20 protein-coding genes and 1 tRNA gene are annotated in these 20,044 nt (G+C 61.3%); 16 read left to right on the top strand and 5 right to left on the bottom strand.

What is annotated here, in order from left to right:
* Nucleotides 1–7 precede the first annotated feature (7 nt).
* From gspG to HS122_09240, 14 genes are all read left to right on the top strand, one after another.
* Nucleotides 8–451: a type II secretion system major pseudopilin GspG gene (gspG, locus tag HS122_09305; GenBank protein ID MBE7538593.1), complete on the top strand. Its 444-nt coding sequence runs from the start codon at nt 8–10 to the stop codon at nt 449–451.
* A complete protein-coding gene (locus tag HS122_09300) occupies nt 417–986 on the top strand; it encodes a prepilin-type N-terminal cleavage/methylation domain-containing protein (protein MBE7538592.1) in 570 nt (189 codons plus the stop codon). Before gspG ends, HS122_09300 begins: the two co-directional genes overlap by 35 nt.
* An 81-nt stretch (nt 987–1,067) precedes the next feature.
* Complete coding sequence (locus tag HS122_09295) at nt 1,068–1,493, top strand: prepilin-type N-terminal cleavage/methylation domain-containing protein (GenBank protein MBE7538591.1); 426 nt, start codon at nt 1,068–1,070, stop codon at nt 1,491–1,493.
* Complete coding sequence (locus tag HS122_09290) at nt 1,490–2,197, top strand: prepilin-type N-terminal cleavage/methylation domain-containing protein (GenBank protein MBE7538590.1); 708 nt, start codon at nt 1,490–1,492, stop codon at nt 2,195–2,197. Before HS122_09295 ends, HS122_09290 begins: the two co-directional genes overlap by 4 nt.
* Nucleotides 2,194–3,543, top strand: coding sequence for a general secretion pathway protein GspK (locus tag HS122_09285; GenBank protein MBE7538589.1), 1,350 nt, complete (start codon nt 2,194–2,196; stop codon nt 3,541–3,543). Before HS122_09290 ends, HS122_09285 begins: the two co-directional genes overlap by 4 nt.
* A 29-nt stretch (nt 3,544–3,572) precedes the next feature.
* Nucleotides 3,573–4,901 (top strand): hypothetical protein, encoded by a 1,329-nt coding sequence (locus tag HS122_09280; GenBank protein MBE7538588.1) that lies wholly within the window; start codon nt 3,573–3,575, stop codon nt 4,899–4,901.
* A complete protein-coding gene (locus HS122_09275) occupies nt 4,898–5,440 on the top strand; it encodes a hypothetical protein (protein MBE7538587.1) in 543 nt (180 codons plus the stop codon). The genes HS122_09280 and HS122_09275 overlap by 4 nt, the downstream gene beginning before the upstream one ends.
* Complete coding sequence (locus HS122_09270) at nt 5,437–6,096, top strand: hypothetical protein (GenBank protein MBE7538586.1); 660 nt, start codon at nt 5,437–5,439, stop codon at nt 6,094–6,096. The genes HS122_09275 and HS122_09270 overlap by 4 nt, the downstream gene beginning before the upstream one ends.
* Nucleotides 6,093–7,298 (top strand): hypothetical protein, encoded by a 1,206-nt coding sequence (locus HS122_09265; protein ID MBE7538585.1) that lies wholly within the window; start codon nt 6,093–6,095, stop codon nt 7,296–7,298. The genes HS122_09270 and HS122_09265 overlap by 4 nt, the downstream gene beginning before the upstream one ends.
* A 26-nt stretch (nt 7,299–7,324) precedes the next feature.
* Nucleotides 7,325–8,482, top strand: a complete 1,158-nt coding sequence (locus HS122_09260; protein ID MBE7538584.1) for a hypothetical protein — start codon at nt 7,325–7,327, stop codon at nt 8,480–8,482.
* Nucleotides 8,483–8,922: 440 nt separating this feature from the next.
* On the top strand, nt 8,923–10,338 hold the full coding sequence (rimO, locus tag HS122_09255) for a 30S ribosomal protein S12 methylthiotransferase RimO (protein ID MBE7538583.1): 1,416 nt from the start codon (nt 8,923–8,925) through the stop codon (nt 10,336–10,338).
* Nucleotides 10,339–10,355: 17 nt separating this feature from the next.
* Nucleotides 10,356–10,682: a divalent-cation tolerance protein CutA gene (locus tag HS122_09250; protein MBE7538582.1), complete on the top strand. Its 327-nt coding sequence runs from the start codon at nt 10,356–10,358 to the stop codon at nt 10,680–10,682.
* Nucleotides 10,683–10,720: 38 nt separating this feature from the next.
* A complete protein-coding gene (locus tag HS122_09245) occupies nt 10,721–10,876 on the top strand; it encodes a small basic protein (GenBank protein MBE7538581.1) in 156 nt (51 codons plus the stop codon).
* A gap of 179 nt (nt 10,877–11,055) precedes the next feature.
* Nucleotides 11,056–11,130, top strand: a tRNA-Arg gene (locus HS122_09240).
* Between the two features lie 28 nt (nt 11,131–11,158).
* On the opposite strand, the gene HS122_09235 is transcribed toward HS122_09240, so the two are convergent.
* The 5 genes from HS122_09235 to HS122_09215 all read right to left on the bottom strand — a co-directional run bounded on the left by HS122_09235 (nt 11,159) and on the right by HS122_09215 (nt 17,348).
* Nucleotides 11,159–12,235, bottom strand: coding sequence for a hypothetical protein (locus tag HS122_09235; GenBank protein MBE7538580.1), 1,077 nt, complete (start codon nt 12,233–12,235; stop codon nt 11,159–11,161).
* A gap of 98 nt (nt 12,236–12,333) precedes the next feature.
* A complete protein-coding gene (locus tag HS122_09230; protein MBE7538579.1) occupies nt 12,334–14,286 on the bottom strand; it encodes a TonB-dependent receptor in 1,953 nt (650 codons plus the stop codon).
* A complete protein-coding gene (locus HS122_09225) occupies nt 14,283–14,723 on the bottom strand; it encodes a hypothetical protein (protein ID MBE7538578.1) in 441 nt (146 codons plus the stop codon). Before HS122_09225 ends, HS122_09230 begins: the two co-directional genes overlap by 4 nt.
* Nucleotides 14,674–16,110 (bottom strand): ISAs1 family transposase, encoded by a 1,437-nt coding sequence (locus tag HS122_09220; protein MBE7538577.1) that lies wholly within the window; start codon nt 16,108–16,110, stop codon nt 14,674–14,676. The genes HS122_09225 and HS122_09220 overlap by 50 nt, the downstream gene beginning before the upstream one ends.
* The gene (locus tag HS122_09215) at nt 16,107–17,348 is read right to left on the bottom strand and encodes a carboxypeptidase-like regulatory domain-containing protein (GenBank protein MBE7538576.1); all 1,242 of its coding nucleotides are present in this window, start codon (nt 17,346–17,348) and stop codon (nt 16,107–16,109) included. Before HS122_09215 ends, HS122_09220 begins: the two co-directional genes overlap by 4 nt.
* A 274-nt stretch (nt 17,349–17,622) precedes the next feature.
* On the opposite strand from HS122_09215, the gene HS122_09210 reads away from it, so the two are divergent.
* Together HS122_09210 and HS122_09205 are read left to right on the top strand one after the other, a co-directional pair.
* Nucleotides 17,623–18,609, top strand: coding sequence for a transcriptional regulator (locus tag HS122_09210; protein MBE7538575.1), 987 nt, complete (start codon nt 17,623–17,625; stop codon nt 18,607–18,609).
* Between the two features lie 48 nt (nt 18,610–18,657).
* Complete coding sequence (locus HS122_09205) at nt 18,658–20,043, top strand: sn-glycerol-1-phosphate dehydrogenase (GenBank protein MBE7538574.1); 1,386 nt, start codon at nt 18,658–18,660, stop codon at nt 20,041–20,043.
* Nucleotide 20,044: the final 1 nt, after the last annotated feature.

The following is a 20,044-nucleotide window of genomic DNA, read 5'->3' as shown; positions in this document are numbered from 1 at the left end:
TCCGACCATGCGCACACTGTCATCCCCGATCCGCCGCGGCACCTCCGGATTCACTCTGGTTGAGCTGCTGCTCGTCCTCGTCATTCTCGGCACGCTTGCCGCACTTGTCCTTCCGAAATTCACCGGACGAACGGAACAGGCTCGCATCACGGCCGCCCAGACTCAAATCGCGACGTTTGGCACGGCGCTCGATGCCTTTGAGGTCGATACGGGAGCCTACCCCGTTGGTGGAGCCGGCCTTCAATCGCTGGTCGTCGCCCCGGGGGATGTTTCCGGCTGGCGCGGCCCCTATTTGAAGAGCGACATTCCCCTCGATCCGTGGGGTCACCCCTATGTCTATGAATTTCCGGGTCGCAACAATCCGTCGGGTTACGACCTGCGATCGGCGGGCCCCGACGGACAGCTCAATACCGCGGATGACATCTTCAACGGAGCGATTGCCGGCCGCTAGCCGTGGTTCATCGCGGCCGCGCTCTGGCTTCACGCTGATCGAACTCATTCTGGTCATGGCTTTGCTTGCCATCGCAGCCAGCTTGGCGGTGCCACAAATGGCCGGTTTCTTCCGCGGGCGCGCGCTCGACCGCGAGGCGAGGCGTCTCCTGTCGCTGACCCACTATGCGCAGAGTCGCGCCGCCACCGAGGGATACCCAATGCTTCTCTGGATCGACGCCTCCGCGCGTCAATACGGACTCAAAATTCAAGCCGGCTTCTCCGATGAGGACGAACGCTCGGTCGTCTACGATGTCGATCGAGACGTCACCATCGAGACCGTCGCTTCCACGGAACCGCCCCCCTACGAGGATGATGAAATGCCTCAGCACTCGATCCCAGCGGGCATCCTCTTTCGGCCTGATGGCCTCGTTGACGCAGCCAGCGTCTCTCAGGTGATTTTGAGGCAGGACGATCTATCCGCCGTCTCCCTTCAGCTGATGTCAAACGGCCTCGCTTATGAGCTCATCCCTGTGGGCGGAAAAACCAATCGCTGAATGAAGATGGAACGGGTGATGATGAATCGCGACGCGCGGGATTGCCTTTCAGCGACGGCCATGCGCCCCAGAGATGGAGCCGTGGCGAACCCACGCGCGACCGTTTCGCCCGGGCCGAGCCGGGGGTTCACACTGGCCGAAGTCCTCGCCTCGCTCACGCTCATGGCAGTGATCATCCCCGTGGCGCTCGAAGGGGTGAGCATTGTCAATCGGGTGGGAACGGTCGCGGATCGAAAGGCCGGTGCCGCCCGGATTGCGAAGCGCATTCTGAACGAGTTCGTCGTGACAGGCCAGATCGGGTCCGAATCCGGTCAGGCTCGAGAGGGCTCCAATACTTACGATTGGCGCGTGCAGACGTCCAATTGGGAAATGGACGCCATGAATCTCGTGACGGTCGAGGTCACTTTCGACGTTCAGGGCAAGAGCTATGACGTCAGCATGGGCACGCTTTACGACCCAACCCTGACCCAAACGGATCCCGATGCCACGTCCGTTCAGTTTGAATGAAAATTTCGCGAACCAACCGGCGTCCGCGGCAGGCGTCAGGATTCACTCTCCTTGAGGTCATCCTTGCGATGGCCGTTGGAGCGATCGTCGTCCTCGCGGTTCAGGGAGCCTTCTTTGGCGCCCTTCGTCTGCGCAACACCGCTCAACGACGCAGTGATCAGGAGCTGTCACTCTACCGGGCTCTGGATCGGATAAAAAAGGATTTCCTGGGACTGATGCTCCCGGGCGGCACAATCGCGACCAGCTTTCAGACTGCCGTGGATTACAACCTGGATTCGTCGATCCAGGGGGAGCGCATCAGTGCGGAGTTTTTCACAAACTCGGGTGAGATAAGTCCCCTCACGCCCTTTGCCGACGCCCAGCGCGTCGCTTACTACCTGCAACCCGGCCCCGACCCCGATCGGTATGACCTGGTTCGCACATTCAGCCGGAATCTGCTGACGGCCACCGCCGACCAGCCGGAGGTTCAGTGGCTCCTGGGCAATGTCGCTTCGGCATTCTTCGAATATTTTGACGGCAGCACCTGGGTGGACACTTGGGATTCAGAGGCGACTGCCTCCCTGCCGAAGGCGGTACGTCTGACCTTGCAGCTGGCTGAGGATTCGAACGACGGAGCCACGCGAACCGCGCCGGTCGAGATGGTGATCCCCGTTTTTGTCAGCCTCGCCGCAACAGATTCTCCGGAGCCGGAGGCCGTGCCATGACTGCCTCGCACCGATCATCGCCCGCAATGGCGATCCGCGGCACACGCGGGGCAATCCTGATCATTGTCATGTGGGTGTGTTTCGGACTTGCAGCGCTGGCGCTCTACTTCGCTGAAAGCACCGCCATGGAGCTTCGCAGCGCGGACAATCGAGTGGTGTCGCTTGCCGCCGAGTCCGCCGTCGATGGCGGCGCACGCTATGTCCAGTTCGTCCTGAGCCGGCATGCAGCGAACGGATCGCTCCCCCTCTCCACCGATTATCTTGCCGAGGATGTTCCGGTGGGCGATGCCGCCTTCTGGATCCTGGGTCGCGATCCGAATCTGGCACCGTCGACGGACCCTGTCTTCAACATCGTGGATGAGGCATCCAAGCTGAACATCAACACCGCCTCGCGGGCCATGCTCGAGGCCCTGCCGGGAATGACCATCGAGCTTGCGGCAGCCATCATCGACTGGCGTGATCGCAATTCCGAGCCGACGGAAAATGGAGCCGAGGACGAGACCTACGCCCGCCTGGACCCGCCCCGTCTCGCGAAAAACGCCCCTTTTGAAAGCATTGATGAACTGCGTCTGGTCTACGGTGCGACGCTGCGAATTCTGTTCGGAGAGGACACCAATCGAAACGGAACACTGGATCCGAATGAGGACGACGGAGATGCCAGCCAGCCAATGGACGACCGCGATGGGGTGCTTTCGCCCGGGATCCTCGAATACGTCACGGTTTATTCCCGCCAGCCCCGGACACGCGCCGACGGCGGACAGCGCATCAATGTGCAGCTGCCGGACCAGCGCCCCCGGCTTGTACAACTGCTCTCCACCAAGCTGGGCGAAGCGCGCGCGCAGTCCATTCTCAGCGGCGTGGGGTCGTCACCGGTGGCGAGCGTGGCCGAATTCATGATTCGAGGGCGGTTCACCGCGGCGGAATTCCAGCAGATACACACCGACATCACCGGCACCGACGTGACGGGCCTCATCAATGTCAATACCGCACCGGAGGCCGTGCTCGCCTGCATTCCCGGATTCGACTGGGACAAGGCTCGCGCGATCGTTGCCTACCGCTCAGCTCACCCCGATGCGCTCTCCTCGTTCGCCTGGCTGCCGGAGGTCCTGGATCGGGCCACCATAGTCCGCGCGGGTCGCTATCTGACCGATCAATCCTACCAATTTTCAGCCGATATCGTCGCCGTCGGTCCGTACGGTCGCGGCTATTCGCGCGCCAAGTTCGTCTTTGACACCCGCCGGGATTTGCCGCGCATCCTCTCGCGGCAGGATTTGACGGCAGCGGGATGGGCGTTGGGATCGGCCCAGCGCGATCAACTGCGGGATCACCTTGTTGCCAGGCGATGAACCGACTCATCTCATCCAGAAAAGCTTCCTTGCTCGGCTTGGTTTTCAGCCGGCGAGGCATCCATGTCGCACACGCATCCGGTGCCGCGGATTCGATTGAGGCGGCTCCGATCGACCCGCTTCCGGTTGAAAACGTCTGGAATGATCCACCCCAAACCGCTGCGCGGCTCTCCGAACATCTGACGCGTGCCGGTGTGCGCGAAAGGCGCTGCATCGTCGCACTCCCCGCCGAATGGTCCATGTCCGTGGCAACGGAACTGCCGGGCCTGCCGCAAGCCGACGCGGAAAGCCTGCTTCAACTGGAGGCCGAAAGCGCCTTTCCCTGCGAACGCGATGATCTGTTCATCACCCGGTCGACTCAGACTATCGACGGTGTGACCATCATCACCCAATTCGCGATTCGTCGGACGGACGTCGATCGCATGTCCGACCTGCTCTCGACAGCCGGTCTGAAGCCGATCCGTTTCACGCTGCATCCAGCCGCGCTTCCGAAGCCTGCGGAGGCAGCGGACGAGGGCATCCTGTCCCTGTTGCTTTCGGAATCGCCTCCATCCCTGACCATCAGTTTCGGAAAAGGGATGGTGACCGCACGGACGCTGACATCCACGATCGAAACGCCCGCCGCTCTGGTCCGCGACATCCGCATCACCTTCGAGGAATGTCCGCCTCCGATCCGCCGGCGCATCCGCAAGCTTCGTCTGCTTGGTGAGCCTTCCGAATGCCAGGTCATCCGCGAATTGCTCGCCGGCTGGGCAACTTCGGCGTCCATTTCGCTGGAAATCGCCGAATGGACGCTCCAGCAGAGCGCCGCTGCCATCGCCAGTCGCGGTCTGCAGGCCGCTGGCGAACTTCCGAACCTCCTGCCACCCCGGCCGAGTCGTTGGGAGCGGTGGACCCGCCGCTACAATCGCCGACGCCTCCGCTCCGCCGCTGCATTGTTGGCTGTCGCAATCGTCGGAATCGTCGCGGCATTCACCTGGCGGGAATATGAAACCTGGAACCTCCGTCGTGAATGGGCGCAAATCCAGCCGCAGGTCGATGAGCTCGAAGGCCTGCAGGCGCGCATCCGCGAGTTTCGTCCGTGGCATGACACCTCCTACCGGACGCTTCAGGTCCTCCGTCTCGTGACCGACGTTTTTCCGGAAAACGGCACGGTTACCGCCAAGTCCTTCGAGATCAGAAATCAGTCCAGCGTGACCGTCACCGGAGTCACCCGTGACAACACCGCACTTCTGGCTTCCCTTGAAAAACTGCGCCAGCGGACGGAAGTCGCCAATCTCAAGGTTGAACAGATCCGGGGGAAATCACCCGCCCAGTTCTCCTTCACCTTCCAGGTCACACGCACCCCGGAATCATGAGCGCCATCCCCCGCCAACGCCTGCTGATGATCGCCGCCATTTCAATTGTGGCATTGTTTCTGGTCGATCGACTGCTGGTCACCCCGCTGAGCCGCCACTGGACCGCACGCTCGCAGGAGATCGGGGTTCTCAAGCGCTCGCTCGCTTCCGGAGCCGCGAGCATTGAGCGTTCCGAGCGAACCCATCAGCTCTGGAAGGAGATTCAGGACGGCGCCCTGCCCAAGGACGCTGCCATCGCCGAGCAGCTCGTGCTCAATGCGTTTGACCAGTGGGGGAGGGACAGCCGCGTCGAGATCGGATCGATCAAACCGCAATGGAAACGCGGCGCCAATCCGCGCTACTCCGTGCTCGAGTGTCGCGTCGACGCAAGCGGATCACTCGCCAACCTGGTCCGGCTCCTCTACGACGTGGAACGATCCCCTCTCGCGCTGCGGATTGACGCTGTCGAACTCTCCAGTCGGGACGACCAGGGTCAGCGTTTGTCCATCGGAATGACCGTGAGCGGCCTGCGCCTCGCCGCCCTGGAAGGCAGGCCATGATTTCCCGCGCTGCCGGATTTTCCGAGTCCTCATTGCGGCTCGCCGCTCGCCGCACCGCGCTCCTGGTCGCGGGCGCCATCGGGATCCTCGATCTCATGAGCGGTTCCGTGCTTCATGCGCAATCCCGCGACGATCTCCGGCAGACCGACCCCGCTCCGGCCCGTCAGCCCGCGGACATGTTCGACCGGTTTCGCTCGATCGGAGAGCGAAACATTTTTGATTCCAGCCGGCTGCCGCGCATGACGCGCGGAACCGCGCCGACCGCGCCCGCGCCGACGGATCGAGTGGTCACATTCGTCGGCACCCTTCAATATGAAAAGGGCCTCTTTGCATTCTTCGACGGCAATGATCCACGCTACCAGAAGACGATCCCAATCGGAGATTCCATCGCCGGATTCACGGTTGCCCAGATTGCTCCGCGAAGCGTCTCACTGACCTCGAATGAACGCATTCTTACGCTGCGCTTGGGCGAATCCCTGCGCCGAAGCAAGGGAGGAGACTGGATCGTCAGCACCGTGCTGCAGCCGCTTGGAGACAGCCCACCGCCTCCTGCGGCAGTCTCCGCCTCTCCCAACACGCCGGTTCCCATCCCAAGCGATGCGCCCGCAACGCTGCGCCGCCTGATGGAACAACGCCAAAAACAACTGACCGAATGAAAATCCCTCATTTCCCCGCAAGCCGATCGATCGCCGCGCTCCTGCTGCTGCAGGGCGGACTGGCCGCCCAGACGCCGGCGGCGCCAGCCGAGACGCTTCCAGCCGTCAAGGCCGCAACAACCGGCCCGGACTCCAGCTCCAGCTACCCGAAGGACGGCACCCTTCGCTTCAACTTCCGCGGCGCGCCGCTGGAAGCCGTTCTCAACTACATGAGCGATGCAGCCGGCTTCGTGATCATCCTGGAGACACCCGTCCGCGGCACCGTCGACATGTGGAGCGCGCAGCCGGTCTCAAAGGCCGAGGCGATCCAGCTTCTCAATCTGGCACTCAACAAGAACGGTTACACGGCAACCCTGCAGGGCAGGAATCTGATAGTCGCATCGCGGGAGGAGGCGAAGAAGAAGAATCTTCCGATTCGCACCGGCAACGATCCCCGGGAAATCCCGGCGAACGCCGAAATGATCATGCAGGTCATCCCGCTGCGCTACATTACGGCGGCAAAGGTTCTCGTCGACATCGCCACGCTGGTTCCGAGCAGCGCAACAATCACCGCCAACGAGGACAGCAACTCCCTCGTCGTCACTGACACCAATCTCAATGTCCGGCACATCGTCGAGATCGTGTCGGCGCTCGATCTTTCGGTGCAAAGTGATGCCGCGATGCGCATCTTCAAGCTGCACAACGCCGATCCGACCGAAATGGCGGACCTGATCACCAACCTCTACCCGAATTCCGGCGCTCCCGGCGGCGCGTCAACGGCGGGCGGACTCCCGTTCGGCAGCCAATCCCGGTTCGCGGCATTCCTGTCCAACCGGGGCGGATCAGGATCCAGAAACGGGGGCCGCGACAGCAGCAGCCGGAGCAATAGCGGCAGTCGAACCACGACTCCGGTCACCGCAGTCGCCGATCCCCGCACCCAGTCGCTCATCGTCACCGGATCAAAGGACACGCTGCTGCAGATCGGCGAGATCATTGCCCAACTGGACGAGAGCAGCGCCCGCAAACAAAAGGTGTTTGTTTACACCCTGGAGAACGCCGACGTGAGCCAGGTCGAGAATGTCCTCAAGAACCTCTTTGAAAGCACCACGTCCCGGAGCACAAGCAGCAACCAGAGTGATCCGCTCTCGGCCCGTGCAAACAACAACAGCCAGCAGAGTGCCAGCGGCCTGCTCAACAGTTCATCCAGCCGCGGTCAGCGCTGACGGAATCACCCAATCCCTTTCATGCCATGAGGACTCTCCTCCGATCTTCTTCAATCCGACTCCTTGCGATGCTGTCGCTGCTTTCCGCATGGCTGCCCGCCGCCGCCCAGACCACGCGTCCGGGAACGCCGAGCCGCACGACCGGAAACCGCAGCTCCAGCACGACCAACACCAGTCAGCGTCCCGCCGCATCCCGCAGCGGTCGCACCGCAGGTGACAGACAGTACCAGAATTCGACCATGCTTGGCGACGCCATGATCAGCAGCGATCCGATCACAAGGCGCCTGATCGTCGTCGCCGACGACGAAACCAACAAGAACATCAAGGAGATCATCGAGAGTCTGGACCGACCGAAACCGCAGGTCCTGATCAATGTCGTATTCATGCAGGTGACGCACAACAAGGACCTCGATCTGGGAGCGGAGTTCAGCCAGCGGGGCACCTATCTGGGCAACGACATTGTCTCGACGGCCGCGACGAAATTCGGCTCACCCACGACCGGCGGATTTTTCAATATCCTGAACGCAGACGTGGATGCCACAATCCACGCCCTGTCGACCGTGGGAAAAACCGAGATCCTTTCCCGCCCCTCCATCCTGGCGCGCAGCAGCCAGCAGGCCACGATCATGGTCGGCCAGGAGGTTCCCTTCATCACCAACTCGAGGATCAGCGACACCGGTCAGACGACGAACACCGTGCAATACCAGGACATCGGCATCATCCTGCGGGTGACTCCCTTCATCACCTCGGCGGGCCTCGTTGAGATGATCGTCACTCCGGAGATCTCCGCCTTGAGCGAAAAGACCGTTGCGATCTCGGAAACCGTCAGCACCCCGGTGATCGACAAACGATCCGCGGACACCGTCGTGGTGACGCCCAGCGATCGCACGGTTGTGATTGGCGGTCTCATTTCCAACCAGAGCATCAATCAGGACAACAAGATCCCCCTCCTCGGCGACATACCGCTGCTTGGGCAGTTGTTCAAGCGGACGGTCACTCAAAACTCGAAGACCGAACTCCTGATCTTTCTAACTCCGCACGTCGTTCAACAGCCCGAGGATCTCTCGAAACTGACGCATTCCGAGCGCAGCAAGCTTCAGTTGGAATCGAAGGCTTTCAAGCCGGGCGAGGTGGACATGTATCTCGACCAGGCTCCCCCGACTTCCAACAAGTCACCCCAGTAGGAACGCGCCAGGGCATCCGCACCCCCATGTCCCGGACAAAGTGTAACCCATCTCACAATCTCCCTCGTGGCTTGTCCAAGCGCCATTCGGATTGGATTGTGACCCGAATTTCAAACCGGTCCGGATTGAAATGGCACCGATCTCACAGCCGGACGATACATATTCACGGGCTTGACTCGACAGCCGAAACGAGGGAAACGTAAACGCTTATCCTTTCCATCCATGGGTCGCCAATCCAACAAGGTCATCAAGAGAAAACGCCGTCTAGCACGCATCAAACGCAGAAAAGAGGCTGCAAAGAAAAACGCCAAGGCCAAGAAGTAGCCCACTTACCGCGGCCCTCCAGCCGCGGTTTTTTTGTCACTTGAGGCAGAGGTCCGATTCACGGGCGATTCCGCCTGCCTCGGCACAAGAAATCTGCATCCTTCGGCTACGCATTCATGATCAAGGTCAGTCTGATTTCACTGGGTTGCGCCAAGAACCTCGTCGACAGCGAGATCATGGTCGGCCACCTGCACAAGGCTGGCATGACCGTTATTCCGGAGGCGGAGAAGGCGGACGTCGTCATCGTCAACACCTGTTCCTTCATCGATTCCTCCAAGGAGGAGTCGATCGGCCACATCCTCGAGGTTCACCAGAATCGCGGCCTTCGCAAGCGCCGCAAGGAACAGAAGCTGATCGTTGCCGGCTGCATGTCCCAGCGCTTTTCCAAGGAGCTTTCCCAGGAGCTCTCCCATGAGGTCGACGCTTTCATCGGACTCGATCAGGTTACCAGAGTCGCACCCATCATCGAGTCGATCTATGCGAAGGAGCGCGCGGCAAGTCCGGCTCCCGAGAATTTTGTCACGCGCCATTCAACCTACATCCCCGACTACGACACGCCGCGCTTCCGGCTGACTCCGAAGCATTTCGCGTACATCAAGATCGCGGAGGGCTGCAATCACCCCTGCACTTTCTGCATCATTCCACAGATTCGTGGGCGACACAGAAGCCGGACCGTGGAAAGCGTCGTTGCCGAGGCCAGGGGGCTTGTCGCCGAGGGGGTGCGCGAACTCGACCTCATTTCTCAGGATACAACCTTCTTTGGGATGGACACCTGGGAACAGCGCCCCAACCCGCGCACGCCCGTCGATTCCTCCAGGGGAACCGCGCTGACGACCCTGCTGCGACAGTTGAATGCAATTGAAGGGGATTTCTGGATACGCCTGCTCTATACACATCCCGCGCACTGGAGTGACGAACTCATCCAGACGATCGCCGAGTGCCCCAAGGTGGCGCGTTACATCGACATACCGCTCCAGCACATCAGCGCGCCCATGCTGACAGCCATGCAGCGCGAGACGAGCGGCGACTATATTCGCGACCTCATCAGGCGCATTCGCACCGGGATCCCCGGCATCGCGATCCGCACGACATTCATCGTGGGTTTCCCGGGGGAGACCGAGGCGGACGTGGATGAACTGTGCGAGTTCATTCGCGAAGCACGCTTTGAACGTCTTGGCGTGTTTCGCTATTCCCAGGAGGAGGGAACGCGCGCGGCAAAGATGGAGCAGCAGATTCCTCCCAAGGTGAAAGAGGCGCGCTGGCACCGGGTGATGGGTCTGCAGAAGGATATCGCCGCGCAGGTGAGCGCCAGCCAGCTCGGACGCACCCTGAAGGTCCTCGTCGAGGAGCCCGGCATCGCCCGGGGAGAGGCCGACGCCCCGGATATCGACGGGCGCGTCTACGTGCCGCGCGAACTGACCGTTGGTGATTTTGCCAGCGTGACGATCAATGCCTACCGCGACTATGATCTCCTGGCGCTTCCAACCGGAGAACAGCCCGCGGCCTACAAGGTGGCAAGGCAGGCCCAGTAGCCTTGTGCCACGTTTCGATGCCTGGCGCAGCGCTCAAGATTGGTTGGACAACACTCGCGTCAGCCGCTGACGCAGAGCGGCTTTCCCGGGAACTTGTCCATCGAAGTCTGGCCGTCTGCTGCCAGATCGATGGACCGATTCAATCCATCTATCGGTGGAAGGAGGAAATCGAAGCCGCTTCGGAATACAGACTGACCGTCAAGTTCCTGGCCGGGAAAGAGTCGCATCTGGAGACATTGCTGCTTTCCCTGCATCCGTACGACACCCCTGAGTGGGTGGTCGTCGACGCGACATCAGTCAGTGAAAAGTACTTGTCATGGGCCAGATCCGCTGCACAGTCTTGACCCTTTAACTCGAAACAGACCGTCAATCATCTTTCGTCATGTCACAACACAAGAGTCTCCAGGGAGCATCCGGCATCATTGTGAAACGCAATGTCCTCAAGCGCTTCGAGCGTGTGGATCTTCTGAAAAAGCGCGGCCTGTGGAAGGCCGGAGACCGGATTCTCGGGCTCAAGAAGACGAAGCCCGACGTCTGATCGATCGCACATTCAACCCTCTTTCGGCAGGTCAATCCAGACCTGCCTTTTTTGCGCTCATCCACTTCTCTCCGCTGCTTCGCAGCCGCAATCGCGCAGGCGGGAACCGCCTCATTCAAGTCCATCACGTCAGCATGCTTGACGTGATGGATTGAGCCCGTTTCCTTAGCCGCAATTCTGCGGGCGTAGCACAATGGATAGTGTAGCGGTCTCCGAAGCCGTTGATGTGGGTTCGATTCCCGCCGCTCGCACCACCCCGACCCACGTCAATCGATTCTCCGCCTATTGCGTTTGGATTCGCGCCAGATCAGCAGGTTTCGCCGGCACATACGGAGCTTCAGCCCGTCCTGCCCAGCGATACAGTGTGATATCCGCCGTCTGGCTATTCTTGGCACCTGAGTTTTCACAAAGGTAGGTGAGTCCGTGGCCGACCGGCTGGAGCCCGACATTCGCCTTCTGGTTCCAACCTCGAATTCCAGTTGCAGGATCCTTCAAACCGTCGTCCGCCAGGGCCAGCAGGAGCCCCTGCTCCTCCCCCAGTCCACCCGGATTCCGAACACCGATCAGGTTTCCGCGCATGGGTTGCGTGCGCGCTTCGACGGCAAAGAGGAGGTAATTGGGAAAGGATGGCTTGATGCCCTTGTAGACGCCCATGAACCAGCGTTGCTGACTTTCATCGTAGGCGAGGTTCTGCACGCCCCAGCTCGTGTTGCCGGTGCGCACGAAGTATTTTCCCTGCACGTCACTTGGACCGCTTTGAGTCGCACCGGCCTCCCTCACCGGACGCTCATAACGACTCCATTCACTGATGTCATATTGCAGCAGAACCTGGTGGTCATTGTCGCTTCTGTCCGCATTGGCATAGATGCCATAGGCGACCGTGAGGAACGACGGGCCGTCGGTCCGCCCGAACTGCGGACCGAAGGCGACGCCATCAATACCCGAACAGCCGTAGCGATGATCCGGAGTCTTCGCCACGTCCCCGTCAAAAACACCGTCCCCGTTCATGTCGGCCGTGAAGTCGCCGGCAACCTCGGGAAGGTAGACAATCCGGAAGATGTCGGACTCGGTGGCATCGAGACCGATCCGGTTGAGGCGGCTCACATCGATGACCGCAATGTAGAAGGACCGGCTCTTCTTGTATTCAAGCGATCCATACACGCGGCCATTCTGCGCATTGAAATCGAGGTCACCGAGATGGCCGGTCCAGCCGACAAGCGTTCCCACGAGCCTGCCGCTGAAGTCATACTTGGCCAGCAGAGTGGTGAACGAATAGTAGATGTAGCCACCCTTCACGTCTACCGCGATGCCCTGCACGTGGCTGGTGGGCCAGGTGCCGCCATTCTGGCGGAGGGGCATCGTCCGCACCGCCGCCGGACCCGGTGCCGGTGCGCTGGCCACACAACCGGCCAGCACCGCGGCAAGCGGGAGAATCAAGGACAGTCTTTTCATTGCGATCAGAAGGAACCGCGAATGCCCGCACTCCACAGCGATCCATAGACGTCATAGAGATAGACGCGCCCCGGGACGTTGGTGTACTGGATCGACGGCTCATTGAAGATATTGCGGCCCGATAGCATGAGGTCAAAGTGCTTTGTCAGCCTGAACCCGGCGCTGAGGTTCCACATCTCCCGCGCAGCCAGCCAGCGGATTCCCGTGTTATTGGTCGTGGGAGTGTCACTCAGCGAACCAATGCGATACATCGTCGTCCAGGTGCCGTTGATCTGGGCATTGAACCGGCCGTACCGGTAGCGAAGCCCCCAGTTGCCGGAACGATTGGGCACACCGATGCGCAGGCCGTCGGCAATGACACGGGTCACCGATCCATGGAGGCTCAGGCCCTTGAGTGCACCCGGGAGGAACGTGAGCTGCTGGCTGTACTCCGCGGTGATGCCCTCGGTCTCAAACGTTCCAACGCCGTTCACTGCACTGACAAAGGTGTACCCCGGATAGTCGGTGGGATCGTAGCCCGCATCCGCGGGGTTGATGGTGATGCCCGCCTGCTGCATGTCGTTCACCTTGAGTTTGTAATAGGACAGCCCGATGATGCCGGACGGTTCCAGGAAGTATTGGATTCCCGCGTAGTACTTCGTGGAATGCTCCGGTTTCAACTCCGGATTCGGCACGTTTACAATCTGGGTGCTGTCATTCACCGTCGCGATGCCGCCGAGATTTCCGTAGTCAGGGCGCAGGATCGAGTCGGAGAAGGCAATCTGGCCGGTCAGCTTTTTCGTGATGTCATACTTCATGCCGCCGCTGAGGAACCAGTCGCCGTACTTTCCGCGCCGCGTGTTCTGCTCGCCGTTGCGGTACTTGTACGTGATGCCCTCCACCGTGTTCAGCGCGTAGTTTGCGGCGGTGACCTCCTTGTCCGGACGAACATTGGCGACCAATGCCGCAGTTTCCGTTCTCTCATAACGCAGCCCGAGATCAAAGCGGGCTTTTCCGACCTTTGTCTGTCCCTCCACGTAGGCCGAGCTGATGTCCTCGGATATTTTTTTGTTGTTCTGGAATTTCCGCGTCAGATTGCCGGTGGTGTCGGGAACGAAATACTCCGGGTGCTGCCTGTAGATGTCATAGACACCGTAGTTGCTGTCCGCCCTAAAGTTCTGCGCGGTGACATTCCCGCCACGGCCATCCAGATTGAGATCGAACTTGTAGTTTGTCGTCGCGGGAATGAGTGCCTGCGGATCCATCTGGTTCAGATTGCCGGTCGATCCGACGTATTGGAACTGCCGATACGACCCTTCAATGGATTTCCATTCGTTGGTGCGATAGCCCAGGCCTCCAAAAAGGGTGACCGGAAAGCCTCGGACGCCCAGCACCTTCTTGAAATCGAGGTTGCCGACGTATTGTTCGTTGGATGCGTCCGATTCCGCGTTGCGGATGTTATTGCCGATGTCGTCATCGCGATTCACACTGGCGGGATCACCCCAGGGACGACCGGCCGTTTGCTTGAGAGTCCATGTTGGAGAGTTTTCAGACGGGCGGTCCGCCGTGAATCCGATGCGTGTGATCCAGGTGTCCGTCCGCTGGAAGAAGCCCTTGCTGTTGTCACGGAAATTGAATTCCGATCTGGCATAGCTCGGCCGGAATGCCACTTCGAATGTGTTCCCCTTGTATTCCAGCTTTGGGGCGAGCAGCATCGCCGGCGTTCCGGCGTACCGGTGGGAGTACTCCGTCCGGAAGCGAGGACTGCTTCCGCCGGTGACCACGGCACCTGTCGCCGCATTCACCGGGTTCACCACGACATGCGTGATCGAGCTGCCCGCCACCTGGGTCGCCACCGGGGCGTAGAGGTAGGTGTACTGATTCACATACTCCACATCGTAGAACGAATAGGTGCTCCTCCACGAGAGCGTCAGTTCCGGAGTGAGACGATAGTCGACGCTCAGGCAGCGCGTATTCACGAAGGGAAGTGGCGGGAGGTGACGGCGGAGACGGCGCGTTGGTCATGGTTTTCAGCCATGGCGGCGATGAAGTCAGTGGTGGTGTGATGAGGTTTTCGGCGCCAGTGGATGAACAGGCTGTTTGCCCAGCGGTTGAAGATGGCGTGGATGCGCACGGCCCTTCGTGTGCGCAGGCGGCAGGTGTCGTCATGGCGTGAGACGTCGAGGCGTGCATGCAGTCCGTTCTCGATGCCCCAGTGCTGGATATTGACCTTGAGCCAGTGGGCCGCAGGCAGTTGGGCCAGTGGACGACTGGTGATCAGAGTCACCGTCTCGGATGGCTTGAGGGTGCGGTGCCGGTGGAGCCGGGCGGCTTGTGCAAGCAGGGGAAAACCGGCGGCTTCCCCGTCAAACTCGCGAGCGACAAGGGTGCGGGTGACCGGCTGGCCTTTCTCCATTGTGGTGCAGCGCACCGCCATCGGATCGTTCAGCGGGGAGAAAAAAAGGGGGGGGGGAGGGATCGGGCACCGCCGCCTGCACCGTCGCGGCGAGCTGGGGCTGGTTGCCTTTGACGGTCATCAGGTAGTCGCCGCCGTGTTCGAGCACGATCTGGCGGGCGGTCTCCGCCTGGGTGTGCAGCGCATCGATGCTGACAAGCCGCCCGTCGAGTTCGAGCCTCGAGCACAGGGTGCGCACGGCGGGTATCTCATTGGTTTTTTCAGCCACCACCTCGGTGCCCAGGAAGTGAAGGCTGGGCACGGTGACCGCGGTGACCACATTGAGTCCGCCGCTGTGCCTGGGCACCTTGCCATCGAGCACGACGATCTGCCCACTGGGCGGTGCTCCCCGCACCTGCGACTGGTGCGCGAGCAGCACCGCCTCAATCTGCTCCTCGCTCACGCGGGCGAACATCCGGCTGAATGTCGGCTGACTGGGAGCCGGATAGCCGCTCCCGGAAATGCGCCTCACACCAAGCGCGCCGCGCTGGCGCGAGGAGAGCCGGCGTGCAAACGCCGCCAGATCCTTCTGTCCCCGGGGCGCTCCGGCAAGATAGGCGCACGCGGTCAGCCCCAGCAGCGCAAAGAGCGGATACCGGCCCACACGCTGCCGGTACTCAGGCACCGCACGAAAGTGCTCCGAGAGCGACTTGAGTGCCGCGGCCTTGAGCGTGCTGCGCACCGGCACCCTGGCCTCGACCGCCGCCAGCGAGGGCTTCAGGTGCTCGGCCTGAAGGCTGCGGCGCGCGTTTCTGACCAGTTCACACACAAAAAGCCGCTTGGGCCGGTTGTGGTTTTCGTAGTAGTCGCGCCGTGTGCGTCCGTGCCCCTTGGTAAGCCCCAGCTCCGTCCAACCCGAGGCCCGGTAGACGCTGCCTTGGAAACGCTCGGGATCCACAAAGGTCTCCACCACGAGCACCGGATGAGCGTAGCGCGCCTGCCAGTCCTCGCCAAGCCTTGCCAGTATCCGGCTGAGCACCACGGAACCCAGATTGGGCACGCTGCGTCCGGGCAATATCAGGAAGCGCACGTTGTTGGCCACCAGCGCCAGCCTCCTCCTTCTCTGCTCATCGCTCCATCCAATCCACTGCTCTCGCGCCCGCAGGTGCTGCGCGGCCGCCGCGAATATCAGCACCGCCACCCACTCACCCTGCGCATCGCTCACCGCGTAATGAATCTGCTCTCCCACCGCCTGAACCCCGCCAAGGTAATGGTGCTCCTTGAGCAGCTGCTGCGCTCTCAATCGCAGTTCCGGTGTGTCGAGAACCTGCGTCTGCACCGTGCGCAACAACATCGCGCGATCTTCCGGCAGCGGCTTCGGCTGCTTCCCAAGTGGCATTGTGCTCATGGCCACCCAGAGTGAAAAAGTTTTTCCGAAATGTCCCGCAAAATCGTGGAATCTCGCTTCCTCTCAGTCATTTGCGGAAACTGGGAATGCGCGCTGACGCTCAGGTTTGCCGCCTGGCGCGAGGTCATCTTGGGTCCTGGCCGGAACATGATGTCGTTCAACCTGGGAGTGTCGACCGTCGCACCGGAAGCCGGCGTGTTGTAGTTGTAGCGCATCTGGACACGGTCCTGCTGGACGAAGTTGGCGTTGTAGCTGGTGTTGAATTCGACGCCCAGCCGGCCATCCATGAACACCTCGGCATAGCCAAACTGACCCGATGGGAAGATGCGGTTGTGCTTCTTGTCGTCAGGAAAGTACTCGCGTTTCAGATCGGCGTCAGAGGTGCCGACGCCATAAACCTGAAAGATGATCGAGCGATCCTTGCGCTGGAACGCGTATTTGCTTCGGAGATTGATGGTGCCTCCCGGGGAATCGGCATCCATGCGCGCGGTCAGGGTGTTGTTGAACTCGATCGATTCGATTCCGGTGATGGACATCTGCTCGAAGGAATTCTGACGGCCTGCATTGTTGTTGGATGTTGCCGTCGCCATGCGTGCACCGTCGGTCGTGAAGGTGGAGTATTTCGGATCCAGACCACCGATGCGCACCTGGGTGGCGTCCACCTCGGTGTAGTCGAGCGAGATGCCCGGCATTGACTTCATGAACTCGCCCACGTCTCCCATCGTGAGCTCCCCATAGTTGTCAGCCGCGACAACGTTCTTGGCGTTGATCGATGCGCGGCGCTCCATGATCGCCTTGGCCTGTCCGCTGCGCGTGTCCGCCACCTCGAACTTCTCAAGTGTGATCACCTTGTCGCCCCCGGGACCCGCCGCACCATAGCTGATCTCCCTCATGTTGACGTCGACCGCGGTCGTCTGCCCGGCCGTGATCGTCACGGTGGTTCGCGTCTCCTGCAGTCCGGTGTAGCTTGTCACAATCGTCGCCTCGCCGGCCGGCACACCCGAAATGACAAACGCTCCGCCATCCGAGGAGTAGACAACGAGCGGCGTGCCCTCGACGCGCACCTCGGCATTGCGGATGTATTCGTTCGTGGCCACGTTGAAGACGCGCCCGCGGACTCCGCCGGTTGACGCTGTCTGCGCCTGCAGCGCGCCCGCGACTGAGACCAGGGCGGCGAAGAGCTGAAGAAAGCCCCGCGCAAAACCTGCGCGGCGGCATGGGATGGTTTGTGATGACATGGTGGTGAGGTTGACCTGGCTTGAATGGAAATTCCGGGCGCACCCCCCTTTTCGCCGCGGAGCGGCCGCGGCGGCGCGCGGAGCCGGATGGGGCGGTCGCCGGAATATTTTCAATAGGGGGTGGGTATTCACTTGACTGAATATCTATTCAGCATTGTGATTCCATTCAGATACCGAAATTTTGACGTGTCAAGCCTCCCTTCCGATATTCCCACCGCACTTTCGCCCAGTTCCTGGCTGGCGTGATGCCACTCCCATTCCGCACGCTCTCCGCATGTCGAACACCTATTCAGACGACCGCCTCCGTCTAGCGGCGCGGCTCTATTACATCGACGGCCTGGGCCAGAACGAGGTCGCGAAATTCGTCAAGGTATCCCAGGCCAAGGTATCCCGCCTGCTTGCCCTCGCCCGCGAACGCGGCATCGTCCGCATCACCGTCGCGGACTACGACCCCCGCCATGCCGATCTCGAGGCGCGCATCCGTTCGCGCTTCCACCTCGGCACGGTGATCGTCATCAAGGCGCTTGAGGGCCTCAACGCGTCGGATCTTCGCCGGGCGGTGGGCCACTTTGCCTCCGCCACGCTCGACTCCCTCATCAAACCGGGGGATGTCGTCGCGATCGCGGGCGGCCGCACCATCTACGAACTCGTGCACCACCTCCCGGAGCCGCGCAACAAGGCGATCACGGTTGTCCAGGCGATGGGCAGCGTCGATTCCACCGTGAGCGCATTTGACGCCCAGGAGGTGGGCAGGGTTGTGGCCCAGCGCCTCGGCGGCAGCTTCCTCGCCCTGAATGTCCCCGCGTACATCCCGGAAAAGCGCACGCGCGACGCTCTGCTGAAGCTTCCGCAGGTCCGGGCGGTGCACGACCATCTCGACCGTGCACAAGTTGCCGTTGTCGGTCTCGGCACCTTGGAAAACTCGGTTTTTGTCGAGCGCGGGGCGCTCACCCCAGCCAACATAAGGGAACTGCGCAACGCCGGCGCAATCGGCGAGATGTGCGGACGTTTCCTCGACAGCGAGGGACGGGAGTGCGACACCGCGTGGCGGGACCAGGTCATGAGCGCGGAGTTCGGCCAGATTCGCAGGATCCCCCTCACGATCGGGGTCGTTTCCGGGAGTGATCGATCCCCTGCAATAGCTGCTGCGATCCGCGCCCAGCTGCTCAAGGCGCTCATCATCGATGAATCGGGTGCGCTCGCCCTGCTTGACCAGCCCTCAGTTCCTTCCGCTCGAAAGGAAAGAACGCGAAGGAAATAGCGGCGGAATGCCCGCCTCCCGCATCAAACCTCGACGAGACCAGAATTTATGACTTCACAAGCGACTTCGTCGCTGCCCGCTCCATCCATTCCACCGCCGCGACAGTCGCTGGCTGAGGCGCTCGCTGCCGCTACCGAAACACAGGCGCTTCATATCGGGACGGGTGCCATTGCTGGCACCGCCAGAATTTTCAGCGAACAATTTCCGGGGCGGAAGGCGCTGGTGGTCTGCGACCCCAACACCCATCGTGTCGCAGGTGCCTCAGTCGACAGTCAGCTTCGCCTTGCCGGACTTGCACAGGCTCCCGCCTGCATTCTCGACGATCCCGATCTCCACGCCGAAATCCGCTTTGTCGAAAGGCTGGAGCCGGTCATCAGGGAATCGAACGCCATCGCCGTCGCAGTTGGATCAGGAACCATCAACGATCTCGTCAAGCTCGCCTCCCACCGTGTCGACCGCCCCTACCTCTGCGTCAGCACAGCGGCATCGATGGACGGATACACCGCCTTCGGTGCGTCCATAACCCATCAGGGGGCAAAACAGACCTTCAGCTGCCCCGCACCGCGCGCCGTGGTCGCGGATCTCGATGTTCTCCGGAGTGCACCGGCGGACATGACCGCTTCAGGTTATGCGGACCTGCAGGCAAAGATTACCGCCGGAGCCGATTGGCTGGTTGCAAACGCGCTTCGCGTCGAGCCGATCGAACCGCGCGCATGGGCGATCGTGCAGGGCGGCCTGCGCGAGGCTCTGGCTGACCCCGCGGGAGCCCGCCGCGGCGATGCCCGCGCGATCGAAGCACTCACGGAGGGACTCATGCTTGGAGGCTTCGCGATGCAATGGACCCGGTCGAGCCGTCCAGCCTCGGGAGCGGAGCATCAATTCAGTCACCTCTGGGACATGGAGCACCATACGCACCTGGGCCATGCGCCATCCCACGGCTTCAAGGTGGGGCTGGCCACGCTCGCGGTTGCATCCCTCTATGAGGAGCTTCTCAGGATTCCGTTTGAAAAACTGGATGTTGAACGCTGCGTTTCACGCTGGCCGGCGTGGACGGCGACAGAGGCCGAAATCCGCCGCCTCTTCACAGCCAGCGATTTTCTCGAAACCGCCGCGCAGGAGACCCGCGCCAAGTACATATCCGCCGATCAGCTGCGGGATCAGTTGATCACACTTGCGCGCTGCTGGCCCTCCCTCAGCGCCCAACTTCGCGCCCAGTTGCTTCCCTATGCTGAGCTTCGGAGGCGCCTGGAACTTGTCGGAGCCCCCACCCGCCCGTCGGAACTGGGCCTCACCAGTGATCGGCTTCGACAGACTTTCCATCGAGCCTACTACATCCGCCGGCGCTTCACGGTTCTGGATCTGGCCATTCGCACGCAGTCGCTGGAGCGCTGCCTCGACACGCTTTTCGGCCCAGGCGGAGCGTGGGCATGCTGAC

The sequence above is a fragment of the Opitutaceae bacterium genome (genome assembly GCA_015075305.1).
Taxonomy (GTDB): Bacteria; Verrucomicrobiota; Verrucomicrobiia; order Opitutales; family Opitutaceae; genus UBA6669.
The sequence above is the reverse complement of the archived record's forward strand: the minus strand, read 5'-3'. Positions and strand labels throughout refer to the sequence as shown.